The organism is Streptomyces sp. NPDC058051 (genome assembly GCF_042885475.1).
Classification (GTDB): domain Bacteria; phylum Actinomycetota; class Actinomycetes; order Streptomycetales; family Streptomycetaceae; genus Streptomyces.
In genome coordinates, this window is record NZ_JBHVRW010000032.1 from 35210 (window position 1) to 48515 (window position 13306).

Below are 13306 nucleotides of genomic sequence, written 5' to 3' on the forward strand. Positions count from 1 at the left end.
CCGGGGGCCGGGGGCCGGGGTCTGGTGTCCGGGCTCCGGGGCCTGGTGTCCGGCCGCCGCCTGGCGCCGGGACGCGGTGCGTGTGCGCGTGGGGCGTTGCGTTGGCTGACCCGGCGGGGCGCCGTCCGGCACGGCCCGGTGCGCGGCGCCAGCGGGTTCTCCGGTGGGATCGACGGAAAACCGGCTGGCGATTCGCGGGTGAATGGTGCTGCGCGCGGTGAGGATGGACTCATGGGATTCCATGTCGACTCCGAGGCCGGGCGGCTGCGCCGCGTCATCCTGCACCGCCCTGACCTGGAACTGAAGCGTCTCACCCCCAGCAACAAGGACGCGCTCCTGTTCGACGACGTGCTCTGGGTGCGCCGTGCCCGTCAGGAGCACGACGGCTTCGCGGACGTGCTGCGTGATCGAGGCGTGGAGGTGCACCTCTTCGGCGATCTGCTCCGCGAATCGCTGGATATTCCGGTGGCCAGACGGCTCGTCCTGGACCGGGTCTTCGAGGAGAAGGAGTACGGGCCGCTCGCCACCGAGCATCTGCGCGCCGCTTTTGACGAGCTGCCCAGCCCCGAGCTGGCCGAGGCGCTGGTCGGCGGGGTGACCAAGCGGGAGTTCCTGGAGCGGCACAGCGAGCCGACCTCCGTCCGCTTCCATGTCATGGACCTGGACGACTTCCTGCTCGACCCGCTGCCGAACCATCTCTTCACCCGGGACACCTCGGCCTGGATATACGACGGGGTGTCGATCAACGCGATGCGCTGGCCGGCCCGACAACGCGAGACGGTCCACTTCGAGGCGATCTACCGCCATCACCCACTCTTCACCGGCCCCGAAGCGGGTGTCTTCCACCACTGGTCGGAGGGGCAGGACGACTACCCCTCCACCATCGAGGGGGGTGACGTGCTCGTCATCGGCCGCGGTTCCGTACTCATCGGGATGAGTGAACGCACCACCCCTCAGGCGGTGGAGATGCTGGCCCGCGGCCTGTTCGACGCAGGCTCGGCGCACACGATCGTGGCGCTCGACATGCCCAAGCGCCGGGCGTTCATGCACCTCGACACGGTCATGACGATGGTCGACGGCGACACCTTCACCCAGTACGCGGGCCTGGGCATGCTCCGCTCGTACACCATCGAGCCCGGAGGGGGGCCGAGGGACCTGAAGGTCACCGACCACCCGCCCGAGCGCATGCACGACGCGATCGCGCACGCCCTGGGCCTGGACTCGATCCGGGTCCTCACCGCCAGCCAGGATGTGCGCTCCGCCCAGCGCGAGCAGTGGGACGACGGCTGCAATGTGCTGGCCGTCGAGCCGGGGGTGGTCGTCGCGTACGAGCGCAACGCCACCACCAACACCCATCTGCGCAAGGAGGGCATCGAGGTCATCGAGATCCGCGGCAGCGAACTCGGCCGGGGCAGGGGCGGCCCCCGCTGCATGAGCTGCCCCGTGGTGCGTGACCCGGTCTGACGGGGCGCGCCAGTCGGATACGTGGCGCGGGCCGCGGGGATCTGGTCTGACGGGGTGCGACGGTCCGGTACGTGGCGCGTGGTGCGTGACCCCGGTCTGTCCGCGTGCGAGGGGCGCGGTGGTGCACCGGGAGGCGTGCCGGGGAGGGGCTGGGCGGTATCGTGCCGAACAAGAGGCTGTATAGCGATGCAGAGCTTCGTATAGACTTCCATGGTTCGTATGTGTGATCCTCACCGACTCAGGAGCAGTCCTATGGCCATAGACCTCGCAGGCCGCCACTTCCTCAAGGAGCTGGACTTCACGGCCGAGGAGTTCCGCGGCCTGGTCGACCTCGCTGCCGAGCTCAAGGCCGAGAAGAAGTCGGGGACCGAGGTGCAGCGGCTGCGCGGCAAGAACATCGCGCTGATCTTCGAGAAGACCTCGACGCGTACCCGCTGCGCCTTCGAGGTGGCGGCTGCCGACCAGGGCGCGTCCACGACCTATCTCGACCCCTCCGGTTCTCAGATGGGGCACAAGGAGTCGGTGAAGGACACGGCCCGCGTCCTCGGCCGGATGTTCGACGGCATCGAATACCGCGGTGACAGCCAGGCCGCCGTCGAGGAGCTGGCCGCGTACGGCGGCGTTCCGGTCTTCAATGGGCTCACGGACGACTGGCACCCGACCCAGATGCTCGCCGACGTCCTCACCATGGTCGAGCACAGCGCGAAGCCGCTGGAGAGGATCGCCTTCGCGTACCTCGGTGACGCCCGCTTCAACATGGGCAACTCCTACCTGGTCACGGGTGCGCTGCTGGGCATGGACGTGAGGATCGTCGCGCCAAAGGCGTACTGGCCTGCCGAGGAGATCGTCACCGAGGCCCGCAGGCTGGCCGAGGTGAGCGGCGCGACCGTCACCCTCACCGAGAACATCGCCGAGGGAGTCAAGGGCGCGGACTTCGTCGCCACCGATGTCTGGGTCTCCATGGGTGAGCCCAAGGAGGTCTGGGCCGAGCGCATCAAGGCCCTCGCGCCGTATGCCGTGACCATGGACGTCCTGCGCGCCACCGGCAACGCCGACGTGAAGTTCCTGCACTGCCTCCCTGCCTTCCACGACCTCGGCACCAAGGTGGGGCGCGAGATCGAGGCCGCCCACGGACTCACGGAGCTGGAGGTCACCGACGAGGTCTTCGAGTCCGCCCACTCGGTCGTCTTCGACGAGGCCGAGAACCGGTTGCACACGATCAAGGCCGTTCTGGTGGCAACGATGGCGACCGCAGGCTGATTGCCGCATGATCATGCACCCATTTGGGTGAACATGCGTGAAGGTGGCTACTATGTGGCCTGTTGGTGGGGTTCGGGCTCGCACGCTCGAACCCCATTTTCGTGTGTCACCCGGGCCCGGAGCCGCCACTGCCCCGGAGCCGCCACTGCCCCGGAGCCCCACCGTCCCGATGTCCCGGAACCCCCGCTGCGATGTCCCGGAACCCCCACCGGCCCCGGAACGCCCCCCGCATCCCCCCACATGCTCCACCGGAGAAGAGATCACCCCCCGTGAGTCCGTCGTACCCATCGAGCCCGCCGAGCCCCTCGCGACCCTCCGGGGCGCGCGTCAAGAGCCCCCATCAGCTGATCGCCGAGTCCGGCGCCGACCTGGAGGGGCACGGCCTCCAGCGCACCATGGGGCTCTTCCAGCTGGTGTGCTTCGGTGTCGGTGCAGTCGTCGGCACCGGCATCTTCGTCGGTCTGTCCGACAGCGTGGCCGAGGCGGGCCCCGCGGTCGTGCTGTCCTTCGTGCTCGCCGCGGTCACCTGCGTCTTCACCGCGTTCTCCTTCGCCGAACTGGGCAGCGCGATCCCGGTGTCCGGCAGCTCGTACTCCTTCGCCTACGCGACCCTCGGTGAGCGCATCGCGTTCCTCGTCGGCTGGTGCCTGCTGCTGGAGTACGGCGTCTCGGTCTCCGCGGTCGCTGTCGGCTGGAGCCAGTACGTCAACGAGCTGCTGAACAGCCTGTTCGGGTGGCAGTTGCCCGCGGCCCTCTCGGCCGGTCCCGGCGACGGCGGAGTGATCAATCTGCCCGCGGTCCTGGTGGTCATGATGGCCGCCACCCTGCTGGTACGCGGGGTGCGGGAGAGCGCGGGGGCCACCACGGCGATGGCGGTCCTCAAGATCGGCATCCTCGTCGCGTTCTGCTTCATCGCCTTCACGGCCTTCGAGCACGGGAATCTCACGCCGTTCGTCGCCCACGGGGCGGGCGGGGTCACCGCCGGTGCGTCGCTGGCCTTCTTCTCGTACATCGGCTTCGACGCCATCACCACCGCGGGCGAAGAGGTCAGGAACCCGCGGCGGAACATCCCGATCGCGATCATGATCTGCATCGGCCTGGTCACGCTGCTCTACTGTGCCGTCGCGCTCGCGGCCATCGGAGCACTCGGCCCGGAGGCCGTCGCCGACAGGCCGGCCGCGCTCTCGGTGGTCGTCGACCAGGTCACCGACTCGACCGTCGGTGGGGGCGTCATCGCCTTCGGGGCGGTCGTCGCGATCGCGTCGGTCGTGCTCGCCGTGATGTACGGGCAGACCCGCATCCTGATGTCGATGTCCCGCGACGGTCTGGTTCCGCGCGTCTTCGAACGGGTCTCCCCGCGGACGTCGACGCCGGTCGCCAACACCTGGATCGTGGCGGTCGTCTTCGCGATCCCCGCGGCGTTCTCGTCGCTGGGCGTCGTGGTGAATCTGACGACGATCGGCACGCTGGGCACCATGGTCGCGGTCAACATCGCGGTGATCGTGCTGCGCCGCCGGAACCCCGAGGTGAGGGGATCGTTCCGGGTGCCGCTCTACCCGCTGAGCCCACTCCTCGGCGTCGTCTTCTGCCTCTATCTGATGTACGGGACGGGCTGGACGACCTGGGTGCAGTTTGCCGGCTTCCTGATCGTCGGCGCGGGGGTCTACGCCCTGTACGGCCGCCGACACTCCCGGCTGGCCGCAGCGGACGCGAGGTGACGGGCGCGGCCGGACGGCTCTGAGGCGCTGGGTCGGTCACAAGGTACGGGCTCAGTCACAAGGTGCGGGCTCAGTCACGAGGCGCCGGGTCAGTCACGAGATGCCGGGTCAGTCGCGCGGTGTACGGGACGGCAGGGTGAACCACACCGCCTTGCCGGTCTCCGTCGTGCGATGACCGCAGGACGCGCTGAGCGTACGGATCAGCAGCAGGCCACGGCCGTGCTCCTGCCAGGGGTCCGGCGCGCTGCCCGGCCCCGGACGGGAGAGATCGCCCGGCGAGGACGGGTCGCGGTCGTGCACTTCCACCTGGCAGCCGCTCGGCAGGAGCTCCACCACCAGCTCGATGGGGCCACCGCCGTCACGGGTGTGCTCCACGGCGTTGGCGACCAGTTCGGCGGTGAGGAGCTCAGCGGTGTCGGAGTCGGCCGGTGCGTCGATGTCCGCCAGCGCCGTACGGATCAGGGCGCGGGCGACGGGTACGGCCACCGTCGAATGCGGCAGGGTGATCCGCCAGGAGGCGGGGAGGGGGACATCGGGGCGCACGGCACGGTTTCCGTTCCGGAGTTCATGGACTTTCTGGAGGTCAAGACTTCTCGCTTTCAACCTTACGAAGTGCAAGGGAACAGACAAGGGGCTGCGGACCGGTATGAAGGGGACGTTCGGCACTGAGTTCTCACACTCCACCTATTGCGTCCTCGTGACGGGAGTCACGTACGAGTGATAAGTTCGGTGGCAGGTAGCAGCCCGACGGCTGAAGGGGAGCCCCTTCCATGAGCCCGTTTCCCAGTTCCGCCTCCCGTACGGACGACTGGCGTCATCTGCGGCTGACGACGGACGACGGAGTTGCCACCGTCACCCTCGACCGCCCCGGGAAACTCAACGCGCTCACCTTCGGCGCCTACGCCGACCTGCGCGATCTGCTTGCCGAACTGTCCCGCGAACGCACCGTGCGCGCCCTGGTGCTCGCGGGGGAGGGCCGCGGGTTCTGCTCCGGCGGAGACGTCGACGACATCATCGGCGCGACGCTCGCCATGGACACCGCCCAGCTCCTCGATTTCAACCGCATGACCGGGCAGGTGGTCCGGGCCCTACGTGAAACCCCCTTCCCCGTCATCGCCGCCGTACACGGAATGGCCGCAGGCGCCGGCGCGGTTCTGGCGCTGGCCGCCGACTTCCGGGTCGCCGACCCGTCCGCCCGCTTCGCCTTCCTCTTCACCAAGGTCGGCCTCTCCGGCGGTGACATGGGCGCCGCCTACCTGCTGCCGCGCGTCGTCGGCCTCGGCCACGCCACCCGGCTGCTGATGCTCGGCGAACCGGTCCGCGCACCCGAGGCGGAGAGGATCGGGCTGATCAGCGAGCTGGCCGAAGAGGGGCAGGCGGACGCGCGCGCGGCGGCGCTCGCCCGCCGCCTCGCCGACGGACCGGCGCTGGCGCTCGCCCAGACGAAGGCGCTGCTCACCGCCGAACTCGACATGCCGCTCGCCGCCGCGGTCGAGATGGACGCCGCGACCCAGGCGCTGTTGATGCACGGCGACGACTACGCCGAATTCCACGCCGCCTTCACCGAGAAGCGGCCACCGAAGTGGCAAGGCCGGTAGCGCGATGCCGCCGGACACGAGCCCGACCGGTGGCGAGGCGTCCGCGACTGTGGCGCCCGGCACGCGGCGGACCGGCACAGGGCAGACCAGCACGGGGCAGACCAGCACGGGGCAGACCGTCACGGAGCGGACCGACACGGGGCAGACCAGCACGGGGCAGACCGTCACGGAGCGGACCGACACGGGGCAGACCGGTACAGGGCGGACCGGTGTGCAGCGGATCGGGATCATCGGCGGCGGCCCCGGCGGGCTCTACGCCGCGATCCTGCTCAAACGCCTCGACCCGGGACGCGACATCACCGTCTGGGAGCGCAACGCCCCCGACGACACCTTCGGCTTCGGAGTCGTCCTCTCGGACGAGACCCTGGGCGGCATCGGGCACGCCGACCCCGTTGTCCACCGGGCGCTCCAGGACGCGTGCGTACGGTGGGACGACATCGACATCGTCCACCGAGGCGTGACCCAGACCTCCGGCGGGCACGGCTTCGCGGCACTGGGCCGGCGCAGGCTCCTGGAGATCCTGCACGAGCGCTGCGACCGGCTCGGCGTACACCTCCGCTTCCGTACCGAGGCTCCGCCGGCCGCCGAACTGGCCGCCGCACACGACCTGGTGATCGCCGCCGACGGCGTGCACAGCCTCACCCGCGCCGCCCACGCCGACACCTTCGGGCCCCGCCTCACCACCCACCGCTGCCGCTACATCTGGCTCGCCGTCGACTTCGCCCTCGACGCCTTCCGCTTCGAGATCGCCGAGACCGCGCACGGCGTGATGCAACTCCACGCCTACCCCTTCTCGGCCGACGCCTCCACCGTCATCGTCGAGATGCGCGAGGAGGTCTGGCGGGCCGCCGGATTCGACACCTGCGACGTGGAACACTCGATCCTGCGCTGCGCCAAGATCTTCACCGAGGCGCTCGGCGGCCGGCCGCTGCGCTCCCACCACTCCTCCTGGCTCACCTTCCGTACCGTCGTCAACGCCCGCTGGTCGCACGGCAACACGGTCCTCATCGGCGACGCCGCCCACACCGCGCACTTCTCCATAGGATCCGGCACCAAACTCGCCGTCGAGGACGCCCTCGCGCTCGCCGCCCACATCGAGGAACAGCCCGACCTGCCCGGCGCACTGGCCGCGTACGAGGCCGAGCGCCGGCCGGTCGTCGAGTCGACCCAGCGAGCCGCCGCGGCCAGTCTGCACTGGTTCGAGGAGCTGGCCACCTACGTCGACCAGCCGCCCCGCCAGTTCGCCTTCAACCTCCTCACCCGCAGCCGCCGTGTCACCCACGACAACCTGCGGCTGCGCGACGCCTCCTTCACCGCAGCGGTCGAGGAGGAGTTCGGATGCGCCCCGGGCACCCCGCCGATGTTCACCCCGCTGCGGCTGCGCGGCCTCGAACTCCGCAACCGCGTCGTCGTCTCACCCATGGACATGTACTCGGCCGTCGACGGCGTCCCCGGCGACTTCCACCTCGTCCACCTGGGGGCACGCGCACTCGGCAGCGCCGGGCTCGTCATGACGGAGATGGTGTGCGTCAGCGCGGAGGGCCGCATCACACCGGGCTGCACCGGCCTCTACACCCGCGAACAGGCCGACGCCTGGACCCGGATCACCGACTTCGTCCACGCACAGGCACCCGGTACGGCCATCGGCGTGCAGCTCGGGCACTCCGGGCGCAAGGGGTCCACCAAACTGATGTGGGAAGGCATCGACCAGCCTCTCGACGACGGCAACTGGCCGCTCACCGCCGCCTCGCCGATTCCGTACGCCGACGGCGTCAGCCAGGTCCCGCACGCCTTGGACCGGGCCGGACTCGACGCCGTACGCGAACAGTTCGCCTCGGCCGCCCGGCGCGCCGACCGATGTGGCTTCGATCTGCTCGAACTCCACTGCGCACACGGCTACTTGCTCTCCAGCTTCCTCTCGCCGCTCACCAACCACCGCACCGACCGGTACGGCGGATCGCCGACGGCCCGGCTCCGCTTCCCCCTCGAAGTCTTCGACGCGATCCGCGCCGACTGGCCCGACGAGCGGCCCATGACCGTCCGCATCTCCGCCACGGACTGGTCCGAGGGCGGCACGACGGCCGAGGACGCCGTCGAGATCGCCCGTGCCTTCGTCGCCCACGGCGCCGACGCCATCGACGTCTCCACCGGTCAGGTCGTCCCCGACGAGCGCCCCGAGTACGGCCGCTCCTACCAGACCCCGTACGCGGACCGGATCCGTAACACGCTGTGCGTGCCCGTCATCGCGGTCGGTGCGATCTCGTCGTGGGACGACGTCAATTCGCTGCTGCTCGCCGGGCGGGCCGACCTCTGCGCCCTGGCCCGCCCCCATCTCTACGACCCGCACTGGACGCTGCACGCCGCGGCGGACCAGGACTACCGCGGACCGGGCGCGCCCTGGCCGCTCCCGTACCGCGCGGGAAGCCGCACCCCGCCCACGGGCCGTACGGACGCGCCCAAGCCCCGGCTCACCCTGGGGTGACCGGCCGGCAGGAGTGGCAGAGACACGGGGAGGGGTGCGGGGCACCGTGATGGGCCTCGCGCTCCTCCCGGGCGACACGCTCCAGCAGAGCGGCCCATTCCTCGGCCTCGTGCCGCGTGGCAGCGCCCGGACCGGCGGTACCGGGACCGGCGATGCCCGGGTGGGCGCACCGCCTCAGAACGGCCGGGATGTACACCAACTGCGCCCGGAACGTGTGGAGATGGCGCGTGCTCGTGTCGATGGTGATCCAGCGGCCGGTGTGCCGGGCATGTCCCACCGTGGTCAGCTGCTGGTGGCCCATTCCCGGATAGGTGTCGACGACGTACACCTTCGCCCCGCCCCGGTACGCCTTCGTGCCGGGACGCAGTTCCTGGCCGAGGTCCCCGTACCGCCGCCACAGCACCACGTGGGCGGCGACCAGCCAGGCGGGTTCGGGCGGCCCGCTCACCGCTTCTCCGGACTGAGCTCTTCCGGGCTGTGTTCTTCCCAGCGATGTTCTTTCGGGTTGTGTTCTTTCGGGCCGGGCTTCCCGGCGTCATGCTGCTCGGCGCCGTGTTCCCTCGCGCTGATCAGCAGCCGGTCGGAGACCGGCCGGTAGCCGATGCGCTGATACACGCCGTTGCTGGTCGGATTCGCCAGGTCGGTGAAGAGCAGCACCTCCCGGGCGCCCGCCTTCCGTGCCAGTCGGCCGGACTCCGCCACGACCGCGGCGGCGTAGCCCCGGCCGCGGTGCTCAGCCGGCGTGTAGACCGCCGTGACCCGGACCGTGCCCGCGATCCGCGGCAGGGCGCCCGCCATCGACACCGGAGCACCGTCCACCTCCCACAGCGTCAGCCCGCCGGATGCCGTCCGCTCGTCCACCATCCGTTCGGCATGGGTGCCGACCTGGCCGACCTGATCGGCGAAGGCGCGATGCCAGCGCACCAGCAGCTCCCGGTCGGCGACGGTGGCCGCCCGGGGACGCCCCGGCGGTGCCGGGGAAGGCGGGAGGAGCGTCCCCAGCCGGTAGAGCCGTTGCTCCTGGTCGACCCGGTGGCCGGGCCACCGGGCGGCCAGCGCCTCGGCGGTGGCCCGGTCGGCGTTGACGCGGGTGGGCGGGAGCGCGGCGGCCAGCGGACCGACCGCCTCCGGGGCAACGGCCCCCAGGACCAGCGGATACGGCGGGGTCTGCACCAGCGTCCCCGCGATCCGGCCATCTGCCCCGCGCCACCAACCCAGCAGCGGCGCGGCGTCGCTGAAGGCGTGCGGGCCCCGGCGGCGCAGGGTGGCGGTGACGGTCAGAACGAGCGTGTTCTCGACGGGCCGGGCGGCCAGTGACGCGCCGGCCGTGGCGAGAAAGACTTCGACGTCTTCGGTGAAGGTCCAGAGCATGCCTCATCCTGCCGCGTGTGCGCGGAACGGAGCACCCGCATTTCCCGGCACGCGCTCCACCCGGGTGCACGGCCTTCCGTGTCAGGCGTCCCGCAGCCGGAACCGTTGCAGCTTGCCGGTGGCGGTCCGGGGAAGGGCCGGCAGGAACTCGATGACGCGCGGGCACTTGTGCGGGGCCAGCTCGCCCTTCATGTACGCGCGCAGCTCGTCCGCCGACAGGTCGGCGCCGTCGCGCAGCACCACGTACGCCACCACGATCCGGCCGCGCAGCTCGTCCTCCCGTCCCACCACCGCGGCCTCGGCCACCGAGGGATGGCGCAGCAGAGCGTCCTCGACCTCGGGGCCGGCGATGTTGTAGCCGGAGGAGATGATCATGTCGTCGGCGCGGGCGACGTAACGGAAGTAGCCGTCCGGCTCGCGTACGTACGTGTCGCCGGTGAGATTCCAGCCGTGCGCCACGTAGTCCCGCTGACGCTCGTCGGCGAGATAGCGGCAGCCGACCGGACCGCGTACGGCGAGGAGGCCGGGCTCCCCGTCCGGCACCTGCCTGCCCTCGCGGTCCAGCACCCGGGCCCGCCAGCCGGGCACGGGCACTCCGGTGGTTCCGGGGCGGATCGCGTCGTCTGCGGCGGAGATGAAGATGTGCAGCAGTTCGGTGGCGCCGATTCCGTTGATGATGCGCAGCCCCGTCCGCTCGTACCAGGAACGCCAGGTGGCCGCCGGAAGGTTCTCCCCGGCCGAGACGCAGCGTCGCAGCGCGCTCAGATCGTGCTCGTCGACATGGTCGAGCATCACGCGATAGGCGGTCGGCGCGGTGAACAGCACCGAGACGCGGTGGGCGGCGAGCGCGGGCAGCAATTGCGTCGGCCCGGACTGTTCGAGCAGCAGAGCACTGGCGCCGGCCCGCAGCGGGAAGACCACCAGACCGCCGAGCCCGAAGGTGAAGCCGAGCGGGGGACTGCCCGCGAACACATCGTCCGGCGTGGGACGCAGGACATGGCGCGAGAACGTGTCGGCGACGGCGAGCACGTCCCGGTGGAAGTGCATGCAGCCCTTGGGACGCCCGGTGGTGCCCGAGGTGAACGCGATCAGTGCGACATCGTCCGCCGCCGTGTCCACGGGACGGTACGGCCCCGTCCTGGCCTCGGCCAGACGCAGCAGATCGTCCGGGCCGTCGCCTCCGTACGTCGTGATCCGCAGCCCCGGCGCCTCTGCCCTCACCAGGTCGGCGACCGTCCGGACGTCGCACAACGCGTGGCTCACCCGGGCGATCGAGCAGATCGTGGCAAGCTCGGCGGACCGCTGCTGGGCCAGCACCGTGACGGCGATCGCGCCCGCCTTCAGCACCGCGAGCCAACAGGCGGCCAGCTGGGGCGTGGTGGGGCCGCGCAGAAGGACGCGGTTGCCGGGAACGACCCCCAGATCCGAGGTGAGGACATGGGCGATCCGGTCCACCCGGCCCCGCAGCTCCCCGTAGCTCCAGACTCCGCCGTCGGGCGTACGGAAGACGGGTCGGTCGGGGCCGAACCGGTCGACCGTACGGTCCAGCAGCTCGGCCGCGCAGTTGAGGCGCGCCGGGTAGCGCAGTTCGGGAAGGTCGAAGAGGACGTCCGGCCACTGGTCGGGCGGCGGCAGGTGTTCCCTGGCGAAGGTGTCGAGATGCGCTGAGGTCTTCGGGTCCATGACGGATCGCCCCCTTGTCGCCTGTGGAGCGTATCGTTTGGGTGACGGTAGTCAACGGTCCGCGATAAGAAGAGACGACGCGACGCGACTAGAGAGGCGCCGGTATGACGGCATTCTCGCTCGATCCGGCACAGGCCGCCTGGTGCGAAGGGGTAAGGGCCCTTGCCGAGCAGCGACTGCGCCCCCTTGCCGAGAAAGGCGAACCGGGCCACGTCAACCGCCCCTTGATCGCCGCACTCGGCGCATCGGGCCTCCTCGACCGGCTGCTGGACTCCGGTGCCCTCGACCTCTGCCTGCTCCGCGAATCCCTGGCCCGCGGCTGCACGGAGGCCGAGACGGCGCTGGCACTCCAGGGCCTCGGCACCCACCCCCTGATCCAGGCCGGCACCTCGGCCCACCGCGAACGCTGGCTCCCGGAGGTCCGTGCCGGCCGCGCCGTGGCCGCGTTCGCGCTCAGCGAGCCGGGCGCGGGCTCCGACGCGGCCGCCCTCGCCCTGAACGCCGCGCACACCCCCGGCGGCTGGCGGCTGACCGGCGAGAAGTGCTGGATCTCCAACGCGCCCGAGGCGGACTTCTACACCGTCTTCGCCCGGACGACCCAGGGCGCCGGCTCCCGGGGGGTCACCGCGTTCCTGGTCCCCGCCGACCGCCCCGGACTGACCGGCACCGCACTCGACATGCTCTCGCCGCACCCCGTCGGGGCCCTGGCCTTCGACGGTGTCCCGGTCACCCCCGACGATGTGCTCGGTGAACCGGACCGCGGCTTCCCGGTCGCCATGAACACCCTCAACCTGTTCCGTCCCAGCGTCGGCGCGTTCGCCGTGGGGATGGCCCGCGCCGCCCTCGACGCGACGGTGGCGCACACCGCCGGACGCACCGCTTTCGGCGGTGTGCTGAAGGATCTTCAGGCCGTCTCCCACCAGGTCGCGGAAATGGCCACCCGCACCGAGGCCGCCCGCCTCCTCGTGTACGCGGCGGCGGCCGCCTACGACGCGGGGGAGCCGGGCGTACCGTGTCGCGCGGCCATGGCCAAGCTGTACGCCACCGAGACCGCGCAGTACGTCGTCGACACCGCCGTCCAACTGCACGGCGCCCGCGCCCTGCTCCGCGGCCACCTCCTCGAACACCTCTACCGGGAGGTCCGCGCCCCACGGATCTACGAGGGCGCCAGTGAGGTCCAGCGCACGATCATCGCCAAGGAGCTGTACGCGAACCGGGAGGCGTCCGCATGAGTCCGGTCCACCGGATCAACCCCGCCGAGCTGTCGCCGCCCGCGGGCTTCTCGCACGCCGTCACGGCCACCGGCGGACGCCTGGTCTTCCTTGCCGGACAGACCTCTCTCGACCGGGACGGCAAGGTCGTGGGTACCGGCCTGACCGAGCAGTTCGCGACGGCCCTCACCAATGTGCTGACCGCGCTGCGCGCGGCGGGCGGCACTCCGGCGGACCTGGTCCGGGTCACCGTCTACGCGACCGATGTGGCCGACTACCGTGCCCACGCCGGGGAACTGGGCCGGATCTGGCGGCAGTCGGCGGGCCGTGACTATCCGGCGATGGCGGTCATCGGCGTGGCGAGGCTCTGGGACGAGCAGGCTCTCGTCGAGATCGACGGGGTGGCGGTACTGCCCTGAACACCCCGGACGGACCCGGGTGCCCGGGCCCGTCCGGCACCGCGCGGACCTGCGCCGGCCCGTGCGGAGCGGCACCGATCCGTGCGGTACTGGGCGCGGA

General features: G+C 71.1%; 11 protein-coding genes. 7 read left to right on the top strand and 4 right to left on the bottom strand.

The window, feature by feature from the left end; all coding sequences use genetic code 11:
- The first annotated feature begins 231 nt into the window (after positions 1-231).
- From ACFVUT_RS33285 to ACFVUT_RS33295, 3 genes are all read left to right on the top strand, one after another.
- Positions 232-1464, top strand: coding sequence for an arginine deiminase (locus ACFVUT_RS33285; protein ID WP_389658036.1), 1233 nt, complete (start codon positions 232-234; stop codon positions 1462-1464).
- A 252-nt stretch (positions 1465-1716) separates the two neighbouring features.
- Entirely contained in the window at positions 1717-2724 is a 1008-nt protein-coding gene (argF, locus tag ACFVUT_RS33290; RefSeq protein ID WP_389658039.1) for an ornithine carbamoyltransferase, read from the top strand.
- A gap of 269 nt (positions 2725-2993) precedes the next feature.
- On the top strand, positions 2994-4442 hold the full coding sequence (locus ACFVUT_RS33295; protein ID WP_389658042.1) for an amino acid permease: 1449 nt from the start codon (positions 2994-2996) through the stop codon (positions 4440-4442).
- Between the two features lie 108 nt (positions 4443-4550).
- On the opposite strand, the gene ACFVUT_RS33300 is transcribed toward ACFVUT_RS33295, so the two are convergent.
- Positions 4551-4985: an ATP-binding protein gene (locus tag ACFVUT_RS33300; protein ID WP_389658045.1), complete on the bottom strand. Its 435-nt coding sequence runs from the start codon at positions 4983-4985 to the stop codon at positions 4551-4553.
- A gap of 227 nt (positions 4986-5212) precedes the next feature.
- On the opposite strand from ACFVUT_RS33300, the gene ACFVUT_RS33305 reads away from it, so the two are divergent.
- The gene (locus tag ACFVUT_RS33305) at positions 5213-6040 is read left to right on the top strand and encodes an enoyl-CoA hydratase family protein (RefSeq protein ID WP_389658048.1); all 828 of its coding nucleotides are present in this window, start codon (positions 5213-5215) and stop codon (positions 6038-6040) included.
- A 4-nt stretch (positions 6041-6044) separates the two neighbouring features.
- Positions 6045-8522 (top strand): bifunctional salicylyl-CoA 5-hydroxylase/oxidoreductase, encoded by a 2478-nt coding sequence (locus ACFVUT_RS33310; RefSeq protein ID WP_389658051.1) that lies wholly within the window; start codon positions 6045-6047, stop codon positions 8520-8522.
- Here ACFVUT_RS33310 and ACFVUT_RS33315 read toward each other — a convergent pair.
- The 3 genes from ACFVUT_RS33315 to ACFVUT_RS33325 all read right to left on the bottom strand — a co-directional run bounded on the left by ACFVUT_RS33315 (position 8509) and on the right by ACFVUT_RS33325 (position 11576).
- Complete coding sequence (locus ACFVUT_RS33315) at positions 8509-8970, bottom strand: hypothetical protein (protein WP_389658054.1); 462 nt, start codon at positions 8968-8970, stop codon at positions 8509-8511. The two genes, ACFVUT_RS33310 and ACFVUT_RS33315, sit on opposite strands and share 14 nt — an antisense overlap.
- On the bottom strand, positions 8967-9893 hold the full coding sequence (locus ACFVUT_RS33320) for a GNAT family N-acetyltransferase (protein ID WP_389658057.1): 927 nt from the start codon (positions 9891-9893) through the stop codon (positions 8967-8969). The genes ACFVUT_RS33315 and ACFVUT_RS33320 overlap by 4 nt, the downstream gene beginning before the upstream one ends.
- Positions 9894-9974: 81 nt before the next feature.
- Positions 9975-11576, bottom strand: coding sequence for an AMP-binding protein (locus ACFVUT_RS33325; RefSeq protein WP_389658060.1), 1602 nt, complete (start codon positions 11574-11576; stop codon positions 9975-9977).
- A 104-nt stretch (positions 11577-11680) separates the two neighbouring features.
- On the opposite strand from ACFVUT_RS33325, the gene ACFVUT_RS33330 reads away from it, so the two are divergent.
- Positions 11681-12808, top strand: coding sequence for an acyl-CoA dehydrogenase family protein (locus ACFVUT_RS33330; RefSeq protein WP_389658063.1), 1128 nt, complete (start codon positions 11681-11683; stop codon positions 12806-12808).
- Positions 12805-13206: a RidA family protein gene (locus ACFVUT_RS33335; RefSeq protein WP_389658066.1), complete on the top strand. Its 402-nt coding sequence runs from the start codon at positions 12805-12807 to the stop codon at positions 13204-13206. Before ACFVUT_RS33330 ends, ACFVUT_RS33335 begins: the two co-directional genes overlap by 4 nt.
- Positions 13207-13306 lie beyond the last annotated feature (100 nt).